Source organism: Shewanella amazonensis SB2B (assembly GCF_000015245.1).
Taxonomy (GTDB): Bacteria; Pseudomonadota; Gammaproteobacteria; order Enterobacterales; family Shewanellaceae; genus Shewanella; species Shewanella amazonensis.
Genome location: NC_008700.1, coordinates 1359211 through 1377093, shown reverse-complemented (window position 1 = coordinate 1377093; position 17883 = coordinate 1359211). Strand labels below are relative to the sequence as shown.

13 protein-coding genes are annotated in these 17883 nt (G+C 55.7%); 6 read left to right on the top strand and 7 right to left on the bottom strand.

Going from position 1 to position 17883, the window contains the following annotated elements; genetic code table 11:
- Positions 1-837: 837 nt before the first annotated feature.
- Together SAMA_RS05905 and SAMA_RS05900 are read right to left on the bottom strand one after the other, a co-directional pair.
- A complete protein-coding gene (locus SAMA_RS05905) occupies positions 838-1152 on the bottom strand; it encodes a DUF962 domain-containing protein (RefSeq protein WP_011759243.1) in 315 nt (104 codons plus the stop codon).
- A complete protein-coding gene (locus SAMA_RS05900; protein ID WP_011759242.1) occupies positions 1142-1783 on the bottom strand; it encodes a GNAT family N-acetyltransferase in 642 nt (213 codons plus the stop codon). Before SAMA_RS05900 ends, SAMA_RS05905 begins: the two co-directional genes overlap by 11 nt.
- Positions 1784-1917: 134 nt before the next feature.
- Between SAMA_RS05900 and SAMA_RS05895 the strand changes: the two genes are divergently transcribed.
- Entirely contained in the window at positions 1918-2148 is a 231-nt protein-coding gene (locus SAMA_RS05895) for a DUF2789 domain-containing protein (protein WP_011759241.1), read from the top strand.
- A gap of 1 nt (position 2149) precedes the next feature.
- On the opposite strand, the gene SAMA_RS05890 is transcribed toward SAMA_RS05895, so the two are convergent.
- Positions 2150-2506: a DUF3192 domain-containing protein gene (locus SAMA_RS05890; protein WP_011759240.1), complete on the bottom strand. Its 357-nt coding sequence runs from the start codon at positions 2504-2506 to the stop codon at positions 2150-2152.
- Positions 2507-2650: 144 nt separating this feature from the next.
- Here SAMA_RS05890 and SAMA_RS05885 point away from each other — a divergent pair, with 144 nt between their 5' ends.
- Positions 2651-2959: a hypothetical protein gene (locus SAMA_RS05885; RefSeq protein WP_011759239.1), complete on the top strand. Its 309-nt coding sequence runs from the start codon at positions 2651-2653 to the stop codon at positions 2957-2959.
- Positions 2959-3732: a Zn-ribbon-containing protein gene (locus SAMA_RS05880; protein ID WP_011759238.1), complete on the top strand. Its 774-nt coding sequence runs from the start codon at positions 2959-2961 to the stop codon at positions 3730-3732. The genes SAMA_RS05885 and SAMA_RS05880 overlap by 1 nt, the downstream gene beginning before the upstream one ends.
- Positions 3733-3832: 100 nt before the next feature.
- Here SAMA_RS05880 and syd read toward each other — a convergent pair whose 3' ends face one another.
- Positions 3833-4480, bottom strand: a complete 648-nt coding sequence (gene syd / locus SAMA_RS05875; protein WP_011759237.1) for a SecY-interacting protein — start codon at positions 4478-4480, stop codon at positions 3833-3835.
- A gap of 59 nt (positions 4481-4539) precedes the next feature.
- On the opposite strand from syd, the gene queF reads away from it, so the two are divergent.
- On the top strand, positions 4540-5397 hold the full coding sequence (queF, locus tag SAMA_RS05870) for an NADPH-dependent 7-cyano-7-deazaguanine reductase QueF (protein ID WP_041409699.1): 858 nt from the start codon (positions 4540-4542) through the stop codon (positions 5395-5397).
- A 109-nt stretch (positions 5398-5506) separates the two neighbouring features.
- On the opposite strand, the gene SAMA_RS05865 is transcribed toward queF, so the two are convergent.
- From SAMA_RS05865 to SAMA_RS05855, 3 genes are all read right to left on the bottom strand, one after another.
- Positions 5507-6361, bottom strand: coding sequence for a 4'-phosphopantetheinyl transferase family protein (locus tag SAMA_RS05865; protein ID WP_011759235.1), 855 nt, complete (start codon positions 6359-6361; stop codon positions 5507-5509).
- A gap of 261 nt (positions 6362-6622) precedes the next feature.
- The gene (gene fusA / locus SAMA_RS05860; protein WP_011759234.1) at positions 6623-8671 is read right to left on the bottom strand and encodes an elongation factor G; all 2049 of its coding nucleotides are present in this window, start codon (positions 8669-8671) and stop codon (positions 6623-6625) included.
- A gap of 114 nt (positions 8672-8785) precedes the next feature.
- Positions 8786-9079, bottom strand: a complete 294-nt coding sequence (locus tag SAMA_RS05855; RefSeq protein WP_049757839.1) for a hypothetical protein — start codon at positions 9077-9079, stop codon at positions 8786-8788.
- A 356-nt stretch (positions 9080-9435) separates the two neighbouring features.
- Between SAMA_RS05855 and SAMA_RS05850 the strand changes: the two genes are divergently transcribed.
- Complete coding sequence (locus SAMA_RS05850; RefSeq protein WP_011759232.1) at positions 9436-10254, top strand: transcriptional regulator; 819 nt, start codon at positions 9436-9438, stop codon at positions 10252-10254.
- Positions 10251-17879: a type I polyketide synthase gene (locus SAMA_RS05845; RefSeq protein ID WP_011759231.1), complete on the top strand. Its 7629-nt coding sequence runs from the start codon at positions 10251-10253 to the stop codon at positions 17877-17879. The genes SAMA_RS05850 and SAMA_RS05845 overlap by 4 nt, the downstream gene beginning before the upstream one ends.
- The last annotated feature ends 4 nt before the right edge of the window (positions 17880-17883 follow it).

Genomic DNA, 17883 nt, shown 5'->3' with positions numbered 1-17883 from the left:
TTTTATTCACTATTTAATTTTTATACGGAAATTCATCCCATGCGCAAACCCGCATCTCTTACATAAGGTGTGAGAAATATCTCACACGGCATGTAGTCAGTTTGTCTTTACCATTGGATGGTACTCAGCGGTCTGGCAATCGATAGCGGCAATTCACAGGCAAATGGAAAGTGACACAAAGAAAAAGGGCGCGTCTTAAAGGCGCGCCCCATTTTTACCTTGTTAGCCATCCCGCTAAGTTGTGCTCCCTGCACCGTCCATGCGTCTGATTGCATCCAGCATATCCCTGGCATCCTGGCCATGTTCCCTGTACTTTCGTACTCAATCCCTTGACCGGTCGCTTCCAGCTACCGTTCCTGCTGCATCCCTGAGCGCTATCCGTATCGCGTCCTGCTTACTGATCCCTTCAGTACTGGTTCCATTAACCGCTAATCCTTAACGGTGCTGTTCATCCTGAACCTGTCCTGAATATCCTAGTGTCATCCTGACTCTGGCATCCTGCCTGTCCTTACGGCCATTGCGTCCCTGACCTGCCTGATACCCCGCGCATCCTGCCGGGCGCGGCACCTTCATTGGCACCGATGGAATTGGAACATCCTTATTCAGCGTGTAAGTCATTCCCTGACTGCAAGTACAGTCTATCAAATACGATGGAGAAACACGGTGGCGCACACCGACACTGGATGCTGAATGACAGGCTTTCAATATCCACTCAGCTGGTAACTTAATGTTTTTGAAAGAAACAAGCCCGGGTTGGTAGTCTATATTGGAGAGATTTAGCCATTTTGTCCTACGCCGCGTGTGAGATATGTCTCACACGGACAATAGAGATCTGTATCAGTCACATCTGTGGCGTTTTTTGCCGGAAATAAAATCCCACAGCATTACCCAATCACCCAGAAAGCTGTACCAGGGATAACGAAATGTCGCAGGACGGTTTTTTTCAATAAAAAAATGCCCTATCCAGGCAAACCCATACCCCACTACCGGCAATAACCAGGCCCACTGCCACTCACCTGAAATCAACAGAATAAGCAGAAGTAACAGCACCAAGGATGATCCCAGGTAGTGTAATGCGCGGCAAAGCGGATGGGTGTGCTCACTGAGATAATAGGGGTAAAACTCGCTGAAACTGTGAAACTCAGGCTTCATTGGATGGCCTGCGATAAAACATCAGCTCACCTTCAACTTTATCAAAGTGGATGGGGCCTAGGCTTTCAAAACCATTGGATTGGAAAAGGTGCTTATGCAACGGATGGCTGACAAATACCCCTATGCCATCCAACTCAGGCTGATCGTCACACCATGACTGCACCGCTTTAAGCAGTTGTTGACCATGCCCCTTACCCTGCTCAGTTGGCGCCAGCGCAATAAATTGCAAAATGCCACAGGCCTTACCGGGCAGGTGTTCCAAAATTTGGGCCTCTTTCTTCAACATCATCTGGGTAGACTGCCACCCTGTACCCAGCAACATTTTCAGGCGCCAATGCCAATTTTTAGCTTCCCCCAAGGGCGCATGTTGGCTGACCACGCAGGCAATGCCTATCAGGCGTTCTTCATCGAACCAACCCACCAGGGTTTGCTCCTGTTGCCACAATTCGTTGAGCTCTTCGCGAATGGCGGCCCGGAGTTTTTGCTCGTAAGAGACCTTGTCTTCGTACCCAAGGGTTTGCATGAAAAACGGGTCATCATGGTACGCGTTATACAGAATTGAAGCGGCAACCCTCAAATCTTCAGCGGTGAGATAAACAGCGCGAAACCTTTCCTTAGTTTGGTGTTCCACTCTTGTTATTCCTTGATCCAGATCACACATAAACCAATGTAACAAGCCTTGAAAAAAGTGCAATTATTAATCGAGTTTGCCTTTTTAACGCGAGCAATCAATTATTAACCCATGGTGTCGGCCGGAGGAAGACTATGGATACAACCCCCGTGGATCTCAGTCATTTATTTGAACAGTTGGGGCTGGACAGCAGTGATAAGGCCATCGGCCTGTTTATTGAAAAGCATACTATAGGTGCCGACCTGGCCATTTGGCAGGCAGACTTCTGGACGCCGGCACAAGCCGGGTTTTTAAGAGAATCGCTGGAAATGGATGCCAACTGGTCAGAACTCATTGACCTGTTGGACACCCGGCTACGTAAATAGCTCAGCCCCGGCGATAGGCGGTTTCACCCCAGCCAACCAAACGGTTATCGTGCAGTACTACAGGAGTGCATTCTTCTTTGGTGGTGCTGCCATCACCGTGTAATCTGTGGGTGCGGTAAAAAAACACCTGCACTTCTTTACCGTCGGCCTGCCAGGCTTCATGGAAGTCCGCTTTGCCCATCAATGCCAGAACCTGGGATTTATCCATTCCCAAGCTGAGCTGCGTTAGATGCTCTCTGTTATCCAGCTGTGTTTTTTCCCAATCCTGATAACCACTGACACCGTCACCCACGTTAACCACACAACCACCGAGTACCAGACTCCCAACCAACGTCAGCCCCAAATAAACTGCTTTCATTCCTTTTCTCCTTATGATGACCGCTGTGATAAACTCACAGTCATAGCGGCCAAGGGTCAGCAAGAAATACGCCAAAACGTAATGCATTGTTTTAAATTGATTTATCATTTCCACTCATGGATCTTTTAAGGAATTTCACCAACTATGAGTCAAATTGAGCAGGTACTGGCGGTAGCCCGTTCTTTGGAGCTGAAAGGCCTGGAGCCCAGTGTTGCCCTTATCAAGGCCAATCTGGCACAGTCCGTTCCTATGCCGGTCATCATCAAGGGGCTGACTCAGTTCAAGCAACTCAGTCATTCCGACAAAGCTAAACTCGTTGCGCCCATCAGCGAAGACCCAGAAACTGATGAACCCTCTGAATTGGATGCACTGCGTCAACGGGTAGCTTTGCTTGAGACCCTGTGTGATAACCTTAATGAGCGCCTAAAAACACTCGAAGAGGCGAAACACTGATGTTCGTTTGCGAAGTGCGTTTTGAGTGTTTTGCTGACACCACCATCAGTGCGGCTCAGCACGCCATCAATCACCTGCTCGAAGCCTGGCGTGCCAACGGACAGATTCTCGGTCGCGAGTTTGCAGTCAGCTTTCACGACGGCGAGTTTAAGGCGCGCCTGATGTTGCCGGCACAGGATAGTCTGGCTAACCGCCATAACAGCCCGTGGGCCAAAGCAGCCTTAAAAGGGCTCACCGATGCCAAGATACTGCCACCACGTGAAAAACTCTTGGGGCAGGACATCAATGCCAATGAAAGCGCCACACACACGCCCGAGTGGCAACTGCTGTACACAAGCTATGTGCACATGTGTTCACCGGTGCGCAGCGGCGATAACCTGCTGCCCATTCCACTCTACAAGCTGCCGGCGACCTTTAATGGCGATCATAAGCAATTGATCCGCTGGCAAACCGAATGGCAGGCCTGTGACGAGTTGCAGATGGCCTCCGCTACCAAGGCGGAATTTGCAGCGCTGGATGAGCTTTGTAATGTCGGCAGCGATCTGTTTCGCCGGGGGTGGGATCTCAGGGGGCGCATCGAATACCTCACCAAAATCCCCACCTACTACTACCTGTATCGGGTAGGCGGCAGCAGTTTGCAGGATGAGCTGGCGCGGCCCTGCCCCCGCTGTGGCAGCACAGGCTGGCGTTTGGATGAGCCACTGCTCGACATGTTTCATTTCCGCTGCGAGCCCTGTCGTATCGTCTCCAATCTGTCCTGGGATTATCAATAAACCGGATAGATACCAGGTAAATCGGCCCACCATGGCAAACAAAACATGGCCAACTAAAAAGGCGCCATAAGGCGCCCTTTTGATTCTTCAGATTTGATTTTCAGCGGCCCGTCAGGTTTTGCCACATGCGCTTTAAACTGGCGAAAATGCCCGGATGCGGATTTACCGTAGCGGCAGGCTCCTGATGATACTGAGGCGGCGCAACCCTCGGTTTCAACTGCTGCAAAAACGCTTCCAGACTCTCAGCCAGTTGCTCATGGGGCTCCTGACCGGCAACTTCACGCCAGACAGTGCCATCGGCATTGTTTACCGAGACCATCTCATCCACGTCGCCAATCAAGCCGACAAACCAGGTCTGGGGCTGCTTGAGCTGCTTTTTCATCATCAGATGCCCGAGGATGTTTTGCTGCAGCAACACAAAATCGTCTTCGTTCCAAATTTGTATCAATTCACCTTCTCCCCAAGGTGAATCAAATTGCAACGGACCGCCAAATAGATGCCCATAAAAATCGTCGATATCATGGTGTAACTCGATATCCATCGCGTGGGATACATTGTTGAATACCGCGACTTCCCGCCTTGGGACCATCTGCCATGGCTGGGGCTCTTCGCTGCCAGCAAGTGCGTCATCAGCCAGGCAAGGAGAAGGCCTGCCGTGGGTAAAACAACGGGGCAATTCGCCCAATCGCTCCACGAAGGCGGCCTTATAGATTTCGTGAAATTTTGTCAGTGCAGCCAGACAAGACACTTAAGAACCGTCCAAACTAGGTTATAATGTGCCCCTATTTTGACACGGAAAGATGTTTGATGACACGAAATCACGATCCCTATAGTGGTGCCGCCGAGCTTGAGGGGCTGACCCTGGGTCAGACCACAGAGTATCAGGCCGAGTATGCGCCATCGCTGCTGCAAGGGGTTCCCAGAAAACTCAATCGGGATGCCATCGCCCTCACAGGCACTTTGCCTTTTCACGGAACCGACCTCTGGACCGGCTATGAACTCTCATGGCTGAATGCCAAGGGCAAGCCCATGGTGGCCATTCTGGATGTTCAACTGGATGTAAACAGTGAAAACCTGATCGAGTCCAAATCCTTTAAACTGTATCTCAACAGCTTCAACCAGACCCGCTTTGACTCTGTTGAAGCCGTCAGCCGCACCCTGGAAAAAGACCTGGCCCAGTGCGCCAATGGCGAGGTCAAGGTTAAGGTGATTGAGCCCAAATACTTTGGTCTGGCCCGTATAGTAGAGCTGCCCGGTACCTGTATCGACGACCTGGACATCGAGGTCGATAACTACGACTTCAATCCGGACTATCTTGAAAACAGCACTGACGACAAACAGTTGGTGGCAGAGACACTGAACTCCAACCTGCTCAAGTCAAACTGTCTTATCACCTCGCAACCGGATTGGGGCAGTGTGATGATCCGTTACCAGGGTCCCAAGATAGACCGCGAGAAGCTGCTGCGTTATCTCATCTCGTTCCGCCAGCATAACGAGTTCCACGAACAATGTGTTGAGCGTATCTTTACCGATCTCAAACACTATTGTGGTTGCAGCAAGCTGACGGTGTTCGCTCGCTACACCCGCCGCGGTGGCTTGGATATCAATCCGTTTCGCAGTGACTTTGAGCACCTGCCGGAAAACAATCGTCTGGCACGCCAATAAGGCCCGTACGCTTTAAGGCAACAAATAAAGCAGCCATCTGGCTGCTTTATTTTTGGGAAACGATTGAAGATTGAAGCAACGACTTGAGCGTTAAAGCACAGCTTGAGCGTTAAAGCGGAATGTGAGAATTGAACTCGCTCAGCAAACTGTGCAATGAGTGCTGTGTCAGCGTCAGCGTCGGTTCTGCGCCAACTTCACCACAGGCTCCCAGGGTAACGGCCACGCGATAGTCACTGTCTATATGCCCCAGCCAGGATTGCCAGCGAATATCCCCCTGATGCTGCGAGAGCATTGCTGGTTCAAGCCCCTGATAGAACTGCTTAAAACCCTCTTTATCACAAGCAGTGGCCTGTTCAAGGTCGAAGGCAAAGCTGTGCAACCCCTCGGCCAGCCCCCTGCCCGTTGCCTTGATATACGACTCCTTTAACGCCCACAAATCAAAAAAGGCGTCTCGCTTTTGGGCGTTATCCAGTGACACCAGATAAGCCTGTTCCGGGGCCGAGAAATAGTGGCGGTAAATGGCGTTGATATCGGTGTTGGTGCGTTTACGCTCTATATCCACACCAAGATACAAGTCGTTGTTATATTCGCATCTGTCGTCATGCCCACTAATCACCGCCAGCAGCAGCCTGTCACCGCTATGGCTGAGGTTAAAGGCAAAGGGGCCGCCTTGTTGCCGTCGCAATTCCGGCTTGCCCTGAGGGCCGTAATCGAAACGAAACGCATCGGGAGTCATCTGCGTCTGGCGTGCAAGCTCCGCTCTGAGACACAGTCTAACCAAGCGTTGTCGCAGTGACAGACCGGGTAAGGTCGCTCTGCCAATGCGGGCCAGCTCATCATCGCTGAGCCAGTGACTGCAGCGATGCGCCAACTGCTCCATCTCCTCTCCCACATCCTTGAGCCCGGGCAATGTCACCAGGGTCAAGGTCAGGGTTAAACCGCGGTCGGTGATCGAATGGGGCATTGGCTACTCGCGTGGCTGATAAAAAAGGCATAAAACGGCTGACAGAGTATAACCGACACGGCCCGGGTTTCGGAGCCTTATCGCCTGTATCGAGCGCCCTATTGCCGATACAGATGCCCGCCATCTCTCGTCACTCGGGATGTCCTGCCCCATTTCTGGTACGCAAACCGAAGACATAAAAAAGCGGCGCCGGGGGAGGTCCACAAAGCGCCGCAAAGGTTTGGGAGAGATGTCTGTAAACTGCTGGCAAACAGGTTACATTTAGTCGTCTTTATCCTCTATGGTACGCAGCAGGCTTTGCTGCACCGCTGGGGGAACAACCTCATAGCGGGCAAAGCTTAAGGTGAATTCACCTTCGCCCGAAGTCATGGACTTAAGCCGGGTCGCGTAGTCATCCACGGTGGACAGCGGCGCTTCGGCCAATACCTTTACCTTGCCATCACGTCGGGCTTCGGTACCGCAAACCATGGCGCGGCTGGAACTGAGATGCCCGGTTATATCACCCACATCCTCGGCACTCACCAGAATCTCCATCGACACCAGCGGCTCCAAAATCACCGGGTTTGCCTGCAAAAAGGCTTCATAGAAGGCTTTTTTACCGGCCATCACAAAGGCAATCTCCTTGGAGTCAACGCTGTGGTGCTTACCATCGAGCACGGTAACGCGCACATCTTCCACCGGATAACCGCCAAGTCGCCCAACCTTGAGCGCTTCACGCACACCTTTTTCCACCGCAGGAATAAACTGGGTGGGCACGGCGCCGCCAACTACTTTGGAGACAAATTCAAATCCTTGTCCCCTTGGTAAAGGCTCAACGGTCAGCTCCACTTCGCCAAATTGCCCGGCGCCACCGGACTGCTTCTTGTGACGATAACGGGCCGTTGCTGCCTTACACACGGTTTCCCGATAAGCCACCGCTGGCTTGCAGGTTTCCATATCCACCCTGAACACGCTCTGGGCCTTTTCCAGTGCAATCTGCAAATGCAGATCCCCAAGACCGCTCAGCACTGTCTGGCCTTCCGCATCATTTTGCGACACCGCTAGGCTGGGATCTTCGGCTATCAGTTTGGCCAGCACCTCGGCAATTTTCTGCTCATCGCCACGGCGTTTGGGCGATACCGCCAAACCAAAAATCGGCTGGGGCATTTTCAGCTCCCGCAGATGGAACTCGTCTTCATCGTGGCTGTCGTGCAAAACCGAACCCACTTCCAGCTCATCAATTTTGCAAAGCGCGCAGATATCGCCGGGAATGGCCTTTTCTACCTCCGTGGTTTCGGCGCCCTGAAGCTTGATAAGGTGGGCCACTTTCACTGGCTTGCGGTCGGCACCAATAAAAAGCCGCATACCCGCTTCCAGCGTGCCCTGATACAAACGGAACACAGCCACCCGACCAAAATAGGGGTCTATGCCCACCCTGAACACCTGTGCCAGCACATGGTCATCCGGGCTTTGGGTCACATCAACCGGCACGGCCTTGTCACCGAAACCTTTGATAAACTGCGGCGGATTGGCCTCCAGCGGACTGGGCATCAGCTTAACCATGATTTCAAGCAAGGAGGCGATGCCGATATCAAGCTCTGCACTGGTAAAGCAAATAGGCACCAGATGCCCCATTCTGAGTGCCGTTTCCAAAGGCTCATGGAGCTGCTCGGCACTGAGCATTTCACCCTGCTCCAAATACAGGGTCATCAGGGCTTCATCTTCTTCCAGCACTGTGTCCACCAGCTCATCCCGCGCCGAGGCGGCCTGGGAAAAAAGCGTGGGGCGGGTATCTTCGCAGTGCAAATAGCAGTCAACCACATCGTTTCCATCGGCAGACGGCAGATTAACCGGCAGACAGCGGGGGCCGAAGGTGGTTTGCAGCTCTTCAATAATGGCGGGCAGCTTATCCAAATGCCCATCGATGTGGTTCACACAAATACACACCACTTTGCCCTGTGCCCGGGCAGCTTCAAACGCTCGGGCAGTAACCGGCTCTATCCCTGTGGCGGCATTCACCACCAAGAGTACAGATTCTACCGCTGGCAAAGGTAAGAGCGCGCGTCCGAAAAAGTCGGGTAATCCGGGGGTATCAATAAGGTTGATGTGGTGTTCGTCGAAATCTAGATTGAGGAAGGATGGTTCGAGACTATGTTGGTGGGCTTTTTCCTGGGCAGTGAAATCGGCATGATTTGTGCCCTTATCCACCCTGCCCCGCTGGTTTATTACCCTGGCACCATAAAGCAGTGCCTCAAGCAGCGAGGACTTACCCGCTCCGGTATGCCCAAGCAAGGCAAAGTTGCGGATCCTCGCGGTCTGGTACTCAGCCATAACGGCCTCCTTGTGTCACATTCTACTTGGCTACAAAAGCAGTATAGTTCTGAGAATGAACACAGGATTTGACTGAGGTCACAAGACCAACCAGCCGGGCGGGAAGTTAAAGGACTATTTTGTCTCTTCAGGAACCGTACCGCGGATCACTTCATCGACATAAGATTGAGCATTGTCTTTCTCTTGTTCGCGTTGTTTACGGGTAGTACAACGCTTGGATGGCAAATTGGAGCCCGTCACTTTAACGGTATCGCATCTGTATCCAGCCTTGCCCAGCGCTTCTTTGCGCTGTTCTGCCAGTTGGCGTTCTTCGTCAGTCAGATTGCTGTCTGAGCTGGCGCAGCCGACCAAGGTGGCAGTTGCCAGTAAAAGCCCTGCAACAAATGCATTCCGTTTTTGTAAAAACATAATCTCTCTCCCTAGAATGTGAATTTTGCATCGAATAAGGACCGACGCGAACGCCAATAGCAACATACATAAAACACAAATTCAACATGCGGAACAATTAGAAACAATTCGACTTATGCCCTCACAATGAGTCCCGCCTGATTGTATCTTTCCCCGTCCTCAGGTAATCTGCATCACCATTGATTTGCACCGGCTGCGTGGACAGGGTTTATGCCAATCATCCAACGAACCTATCGCCCCATGAATGGCATCTGGTTCCGGCTGATTGTGCGCTAAGTGACAATCCCGCGTTACCGTCAGCAGGCAGATAAACACCATCAAAGGACAGTCAATAACACGATGGGAACCACAGCCGCATGAGTGCGGATAAATCAGCGCCTTCCCCAAAAACCGGCGCCAGACACCGCAATGCCACCACCACGGTGGAGATGCGCCGTTTTATCCAGGAGTCGCCGCTGCCAGTGGCGGAACTTGCACGTTTGCTCAATATCACCCCGGCCACGGTGCGCAAGTGGAAAAATCGCGCCACTGTGGCCGACAGCTCCAATCTGCCTCACCACCTCAACACCACCCTGACCCCGGTGCAGGAATACGTGGTCGTGGGGCTTAGATACCAACTCAAGCTCACACTGGATAAGCTGCTCGAAGTCACCCAGCAACATATCAACCACGGGGTATCCCGCTCCGGTCTTGCCCGTTGTCTCAAGCGCCACGGCGTCTCACGCCTGGGTGATATCACCCCGGTTGATGCCCTGCCAGATAAACACTTTGCCCTGTTACCCGTGTTTCGTGACAGCGGCACTGAAAACTATGCTCTGAACAGTCATACCCTGGCCCAAACCCTGGCACTGCCCGCAGAAGACGAGCAAACCGTGGTGCAAGTGGAAGCCATGCATGTGCCCATTGAACAGGACGGCTCCTATTCCGTGCTCATTGGCATGGCCACAGCCCACGACTGGGTGTATGTCGATATTTATCCGGACACAGAGGCCGATGCCGACTTCAAGGCGGCCGACCGCTATATGAGCCATGTGCTCAATCAGGGGCCATTCCAGCTTAAAAAGCTGCTCGCCCGCAATTATCAAACCTTCCTGGCGCGCTTTCCCGATGTCCGCGGCGCCAAGACCCGCAAAAAGACGCCGGAACGCCCGGCGCCAACAGGAGTTGCCCAATGAGCGAGTCCAAGACTCAGGACGCGCAGGATCTGCGCCTTAACAAGCGTCTCAAGGACACCCCCATTGCCATCGTCGGCATGGCGAGTCTCTTTGCCAACAGCCGTTATCTGAACGACTTTTGGGATCTTATCTGCGACAAAATCGACGCCATTACAGAGGTTCCCGCCGATCGCTGGCAGATTGATGACTACTTTGACGCCGATAAACGCTCACCGGACAAGAGCTACTGTAAACGCGGCGGCTTTATCCCACAGGTCGACTTCAACCCCATGGAGTTTGGCCTGCCGCCCAATATTCTGGAGCTCACCGACAGCGCCCAGCTGCTGTCACTCATCGTGGCAAAAGAAGTACTGGAAGACGCGGGCGTCAGCGAAAACTCGGCCCACGACCGCGATAAAATCGGTATCACCTTAGGCATTGGTGGCGGCCAAAAAATCAGCCAGAGCCTCAATGCCCGCCTGCAATATCCTGTGCTGAAAAAAGTCTTTCGCGAGAGTGGCATCAGCGATGCCGACAGCGAGATGCTCATTCGCAAATTTCAGGATCAATACATCCACTGGGAAGAGAACTCCTTCCCGGGAAGCCTGGGTAACGTGATTGCCGGACGCATCGCCAACCGTTTTGACCTGGGTGGTATGAACTGCGTGGTCGACGCCGCCTGCGCCGGTTCCCTCGCGGCTATCCGCATGGCCCTTACCGAGCTCACCGAAGGTCGCGCCGACATGATGCTCACCGGCGGCGCCTGTACTGATAACTCCGCCTACATGTACATGAGCTTCTCCAAGACCCCGGCCTTCACCGTGGACGAGCAAATCAAGCCCTTCGATGCCGACTCCAAAGGCATGATGATTGGCGAAGGTATTGGCATGGTGGCCTTAAAGCGCCTCGAGGATGCCGAGCGCGACGGCGATAAAATTTACGCCGTCATCAAAGGGGTTGGCGCCTCCAGCGACGGCAAGTTCAAGAGTATTTATGCCCCGCGTCCCGAAGGTCAGGCCAAGGCCCTGCGCCGCGCGTACGATGATGCCGGATTCCCTGCCCATACTTTGGGTCTGATGGAAGCTCACGGCACAGGCACGGCCGCAGGGGATGTGGCCGAGTTTTCCGGCCTCAGTCTGGTGATGGGCGAAAGCAGCGATGAAACCCAGCACATTGCCCTGGGGTCCATCAAGTCCCAGGTGGGTCACACCAAGTCAACGGCGGGTACCGCCGGGCTTATCAAGGCCGCTCTGGCGCTGCATCACAAGGTGTTACCGCCCACCATCAATGTGAACAAACCCAATCCCAAGCTCAATATCGAAGCCTCGCCCTTTTATCTGTCCACCGAGACGCGCCCCTGGCTGCCGCGTCCCGATGGCACGCCGCGCCGCGCCGCAGTAAGCTCCTTTGGCTTTGGCGGCACCAACTTCCATCTGGTGATGGAAGAGTATCAGCGCGACCATGGCCGCACGCCCTATCGCCTGCGTTCCACCCAGGTACCACTGCTATTTGCCGCGCCCAGTCGCGAGGCGCTCTCCAATGATCTCAAGGCCCTTTGTGAGCGTCTTTCAAACACCGAAGAAACCTTCGAAACCCTGACAGCGCCTTTCACTCTCAAGGGCGAACCTCCCAAGGCCGAATGGCCACGACTGGGAATAGTGGCCGCCAATGCAAAGGCCCTCAAAGCCTGTTTGGAAGATGCCATCGAAAAACTTGCCACCTCATCAGATGACTGGCACACCCAAGACATGAGTTTCCGCGCCCAGGCCATGGCGAAAAATACCAGGGTGGCCGCTCTTTTTGCCGGTCAGGGCAGCCAATATCTCGGGATGGGCGGCGAGCTTGCCATGCTCTACCCCGAGATGCGCGCCGAATTTATTGCCGCCGACGAGGTTTTCCACCAGCGCGGATACCCAGGCCGTCATGGCACTGGCGAGCTTTCAAGCCACGTGTTCCCCATTCCCAAGTTCGATAGCGATGCCCGCAAGCAAGACGAAGAGGCGCTCACCAACACCCGTATCGCCCAAAGCGCTATTGGCGTGGTCAGCATGGGGCAATTTGAAATTCTCAAGGCCGCCGGTTTAACCCCGGATGCGGTGGCAGGCCACAGCTTTGGCGAGCTCTCGGCGCTGCGCGCTGCCGGTGTGATTGACCAGGCCAGCTACTATCGCCTGGCCTTTGCCCGCGGCGATGCCATGGCATCCGTACCAAAAGGCAAGGACGCGGGCACCATGGCCGCCGTGATACTGCCGGACGCCAGCCACAGAAGCACTCTGGACACCTTACTTACCCAGCACGAATCCGTGGTGATTGCCAATCATAACAGCCCCACCCAGCTGGTGTTGGCAGGCCCCACAGACGCGGTTAAGCAGCTGGTGCAAGCCCTTGCCGACAAGGGCATTCGCGCCATCGCGCTGCCGGTGTCGGGCGCCTTCCATACGCCCTTGGTTGGCCATGCCCATGCACCTTTTGCCAAGGCCATCGACAAGGAATCCTTCAGCGATGCCCATGCTGTGCTTTATGCCAATGCCTCCGGCGACAAACGTCCCACTGATGGCAAAAGCCTCAAGCAGAGCCTGAAGGCCCAGATGCTGGAGCAGGTGCAGTTTGAGTCGCAAATCGAAAGCCTCTACCGCGATGGTGTACGGGTATTTATCGAATTTGGTCCCAAGAACACCTTAAGCCGTTTGGTGGATGCCATCCTCGGCGAGCGGGCCAAAGCGTGCCTTATTCTGTCGCTGGATGCCCAGGCGGTGGGCAGTCAGGGCCGCGCCGACAGCAAGCTCAAGCTGGCCGCAGTTGAATTGGCCACCGCAGGATTTGCCATCACCAACCCGGATCCGTACCGCGAGCAGCTGTCCCACAAGGCGATGCCCAAATCACCGCTTACGGTCAAGCTCAGCGCCAGCAACTACCTGAGTCCGGCCACTGCCGCGCGCATGCAGGCCTCCCTCAAGGACGGCCAGATAAGCAAACAAACCCAGATTGTCGAGAAAATCGTGGAAAAGACCCAATACGTTCCAAAGGCAGCCCCCGCCCAGCCAGCACCCGCAGTCCAGACCACCGCGGCGAGTGAACAAACAAGCCCGGCGCCGACAGCAGGCGCTGGAACAAACGTCGGCACAGGTACGCTGGAAGCACTGTTTGCCGCCCAGCAGCAACTGGCGGCCCTGCATCAGCAGTTTCTGACAATTCCTGCCCAATACGGTGAAGGGGTGCAGGCGCTGATGCAAAAGCAGCTGGAGCTCGCCAGTGCCGGTCTGCCAGTCCCTGCCGCCACTGAGCGCGCGCTGGAGCTTTTCCACCAGCATCAGGCCGATACCCTGAAAATCCACAGCGACTTTATGCGCGCCCAGGTCCTTGGCAGTGAACAAATGCTGAGCGCCCTCTCGGGTCAAACGCTGGTGAGTCAGGCGCCTCAAACGGCCGCCGCGGTTGTGGCTGCCCCTGTGGCAGCTGCGTCTCAGGTCATGGCCGCCCCAGTGGTTAAGGCCCCTGAAGCGCCTGTGACGGCTCCTGTTGCTGCACAGGTTGCAGCCCCCATGCCCGCACCGGCCATGGTAATCCCGGCCGCCGCCTCTGTGGCTGCATTGCCAATCCAGGACATCATGCTGCAGGTTGTAGCCGCCAAGACAGGCTACCCTACCGAGATGCTGGACCTGTCCATGGACATGGAGGCAGACCTCGGTATCGACTCCATCAAGCGGGTGGAAATCCTCGGCACAGTGCAGGATGAACTGCCCACGCTGCCTGAGCTGGATGCCGCCACCCTGGCCGAGTGCCGTACCCTGGAAGACATTGTTGCTTACATGCATAAGGTCGCAGGCACAAGCCCGGTAACTGCCGCCACATCCCACTCTCAGGCCGTGCCCACGCCGGTATCAGCCTCGGCCGATATCACCGCCGTGATGCTGAAAGTGGTGGCCGACAAAACCGGCTATCCCACTGAAATGCTGGATTTGGCTATGGACATGGAAGCAGATCTGGGTATCGACTCCATCAAGCGGGTGGAAATCCTCGGCACAGTGCAGGATGAACTGCCCATGCTGCCTGAGCTTGACGCCGCGACGCTGGCCGAATGCCGTACCCTCGAAGACATAGTCGCTTACATGCACAGCATGACAGGCGCTGCGGTCTCTCAGGCACCTGTATCTCAAACGGCTGCGCCAGCTTCTCATCAGGCTGCCCATAGCAGCAGCGATATCACTCCCGTGATGCTGAAGGTGGTGGCCGACAAAACCGGCTATCCCGCCGAGATGCTGGATTTGGCCATGGATATGGAAGCAGATCTGGGTATCGACTCCATCAAGCGGGTGGAAATCCTCGGCACAGTGCAGGATGAACTGCCCACGCTGCCTGAGCTGGACGCCGCGACGCTGGCCGAGTGCCGTACCCTCGCCGACATAGTCGCCTACATGCACAGCATGACAGGCGCTGCTGTATCTCAAGCTGCTGTATCTCAGGTGGCCGCTCAAGGGGCAACCCAGTCCACACAAAACAGCAGCGATATCACCGCTGTAATGCTGAACGTCGTGGCCGACAAGACGGGTTACCCCGCCGAGATGCTGGAACTTGCCATGGACATGGAAGCAGACCTCGGTATTGACTCCATCAAACGAGTGGAAATCCTCGGCACAGTGCAGGATGCGCTGCCAGGCCTGCCGGAAATTGACCCCAGCACCCTGGCCGAATGCCGCACCCTGGGCGACATCATCGCCTGCTATGGTACGGACGGCGCGCAGGACGCCACAGACAACGGCAAAGCCGAAGCCCAACAAACAGAGGCTGACGCGGATACGGGCATCGAGGTGGAAGTGGATATCGCCGTCTCTGCACTGGCGGCAGCCCAGGACATAGTTGCCTCTGAATCTGCCACCGCATCTGCCTTCGAGTCCGATAACGCAACTGCTGCGGCCGCTGCGGCAACGCTGCCAACCCCAACGCCACAACAAGTGCTGGACACCATGCTCACCGTGGTGGCCGAGAAAACCGGTTATCCGGTGGAGATGCTGGACCTGGCCATGGACATGGAAGCAGACCTCGGTATCGACTCCATCAAACGGGTAGAGATTTTAGGCACGGTGCAGGAGCGCCTGCCGGGTCTGGCCGAAGTGGATGCCGCCACCCTCGCCGAATGCCGCACCCTGGGGCAAATCGTCGAAAGCTTCTCCCTGCCAAACCAATATGTGGGCACAGATGCCAGCACCGACACCGAGCTTGCCCCGCACACGGGGGTTGCCCTAAAAAAGCTGCAGGCGGCAGATAGACTCGAGGCCCCATCGGCCACCGGGCTGTTTGCCGCCAAGGGTCGTGTCATCATCCTCGATGACGGCCACAATGCCGGTGTACTGGCAGGTCGTTTGGATGCCAAAGGCCATGCGGTCACCGTCATTCGCTGCGACAGCCTGGGCCATCAGTCGGTATTGGATGCCAGCATAGATGCCCGCACACTTTCTCAGGGCGGCGACATGGACACCGAAATCCAGTCGCTGATCAAAGCGCTTGAGCCCGTGTCGGCCTTTATTCATCTGCAACCTGTCATGGCCGCAGATGACGGCGCCGCAGACGTTAAGGCGACTGCCCGTTTCAGTGATGAGGCTTTTTCTCAGGTATCCCTGGCGTTTTTGTTCGCCAAGCACCTGGCTGCGGATTTTGCCGCAGAAGGCGCCCACAGACGCGCCTTTATCACAGCGGCGCGCATGGACGGCAAACTGGGGCTCTCCGGCGCCGATGTGGAGCTGAATCAGGCCGCCCTCTTTGGCCTCACCAAAACCCTGGCCCAGGAATGGCCCCATACGCACTGCCGGGCACTGGATGTGGCGGCCCAGTTGGATGCCACCTCGCTGGCCGATGCCGTGATTGACGCCCTCTATGGTGCTGATGACTTGCTTGAATGGGGTATAGCTGCCGATGGCCGCTTTGCTGCTTTGGCAACCGATGCGCAGCAAATTTCAGCAAAAACAGCGTTAAACAGCACAGATAAAATACTGGTGACCGGGGGTGCAAAAGGGGTAACCCTCGACTGCGCCCTGGCATTGGCAGCGCGCACCCACGCCCACTTTATTCTGGCGGGGCGCAGCAAGGCGCTGAGCCTCAATGAGTTCCCGGTTTGGGCCAAAGGGGTTGCGGCGACAGAGCTTAAACAAGCGGCCATTCAGGAGCTGCTGGCAGGTGGCAAACGCCCCACGCCCAAGGAAGTGGACGCCCTGATTGCCCCCCTTGCCAGCGCCCTGGAAATTCAGCAGGCACTGCAGGCCTTCAGCGACCTGGGTGCCAGCGCCGAGTACCTGTCCATGGACGTATCATCGGCCGAGTCCATCGCCAAAGCGTTGGGGCCCATACAGGCCATTGCCCCTGTCACAGGCCTCATTCACGGCGCCGGTGTGCTCGCCGATAAATTCATTCAGGACAAGACCCTCGATGAACTCAAGCGGGTGGCAGGCACCAAGGTTGATGGTCTCAAAGGCCTGTTGGCAAACCTTGACGGGCTGAAACTGGTGGCGCTCTTTTCCTCTGCGGCCGGTTTTTATGGCAACAAGGGGCAGAGTGACTACGCCATGGCCAATGAAATTCTCAACAAGGCTGCCCACCGTTTGGCCCATGCCAAACCGGATTGCCGCGTGGTGGCCTTCGATTGGGGCCCATGGGATGGCGGCATGGTCACCGACAGCCTGAAAAAAATGTTCCAGGAGCGCGGCGTGTACGTTATCCCCCGCCCCCTGGGTGCAGCCCTCTTTGCCGAAGCCGTGCTTGGCCGCGCTGAGTCCCAGATTTTGGTGGGCTCCAGCATGCAGGGCAATGCAGACCAGGCTGGCGCAAACCTAAAAAAGCCTGAGGGGCACAGCGGAATTACCCTCGGTCGCACCCTTTACCGTCCACATCTGGCGCTCCTTGAGGATCATCAGATTGGCGGTAACGCTGTGCTGCCTACCGTCTGTGCCCTGGAATGGATGCAAGATGCGGCCACCCGTCACTTTGGCGGGCAGTGGCAACCCCATGACTATCGTCTGCTCAAGGGCGTGGTGTTCGACAGCGATGAAAAAGCCCTGACCATGCAGCTTAACGTCACGGACGCCGGCTTGTCGGCGCTTATCAGCTGCGACGGCCGCCCCCAATACGAGGCACGGTTGCAACCACCAAGCCCACTCTCACTGCCATCCGAGGCCATGGCAGCAGATATCCGGCAGTCGGCGGACAAGGCGGTAGTCACAGGCAAGCAGCTCTATCAGGATGGCGCGCTGTTTCATGGGCCTGCGCTGCAGATGATTGGTGACGTGAGCTGGTTTGATGATGGCGGGCTGGGCTGCACTGTGATGCTGCCTGCTGCCAGTGTCGAACCGGGACAGGCAGCGATTATCCAGCAGGACGCCCTGCTGCAGGCGCTCCTGGTGTGGGCGCGACTCAAATACGATGCCGCCAGCCTGCCAGCAAGCCTTACGCGCGCGGTGCAACACCTTGAGCTTAGCCCCGGTGAACAGGGCCAACTTCGCCTGTGGGTGAAGAGCCACTCATCGCGCCAGCTCTGCGCCGATGTCGCCCTTTATAATGCGCAGGGGCAGCTCGCCTCGGCGATGGAAGGGGTAAAGGTCACTATCAGCAAAAGCCTGAATCAGGCTTTTTTGTCGGCCAAGGGCCAGGAGATATGATGTC

Bases quoted from the DNA above. Each gene is read 5' to 3' on its own strand.
- SAMA_RS05905 (WP_011759243.1), bottom strand. From the start codon at position 1,152: ATGAAGCCTGAGTTTCACAGTTTCAGCGAGTTTTACCCCTATTATCTC.
- SAMA_RS05895 (WP_011759241.1), top strand. From the start codon at position 1,918: ATGGATACAACCCCCGTGGATCTCAGTCATTTATTTGAACAGTTGGGG.
- SAMA_RS05890 (WP_011759240.1), bottom strand. From the start codon at position 2,506: ATGAAAGCAGTTTATTTGGGGCTGACGTTGGTTGGGAGTCTGGTACTC.
- SAMA_RS05885 (WP_011759239.1), top strand. From the start codon at position 2,651: ATGAGTCAAATTGAGCAGGTACTGGCGGTAGCCCGTTCTTTGGAGCTG.
- SAMA_RS05880 (WP_011759238.1), top strand. From the start codon at position 2,959: ATGTTCGTTTGCGAAGTGCGTTTTGAGTGTTTTGCTGACACCACCATC.
- queF (WP_041409699.1), top strand. From the start codon at position 4,540: ATGACACGAAATCACGATCCCTATAGTGGTGCCGCCGAGCTTGAGGGG.
- SAMA_RS05865 (WP_011759235.1), bottom strand. From the start codon at position 6,361: ATGCCCCATTCGATCACCGACCGCGGTTTAACCCTGACCTTGACCCTG.
- fusA (WP_011759234.1), bottom strand. From the start codon at position 8,671: ATGGCTGAGTACCAGACCGCGAGGATCCGCAACTTTGCCTTGCTTGGG.
- SAMA_RS05855 (WP_049757839.1), bottom strand. From the start codon at position 9,079: ATGTTTTTACAAAAACGGAATGCATTTGTTGCAGGGCTTTTACTGGCA.
- SAMA_RS05850 (WP_011759232.1), top strand. From the start codon at position 9,436: ATGAGTGCGGATAAATCAGCGCCTTCCCCAAAAACCGGCGCCAGACAC.
- SAMA_RS05845 (WP_011759231.1), top strand. From the start codon at position 10,251: ATGAGCGAGTCCAAGACTCAGGACGCGCAGGATCTGCGCCTTAACAAG.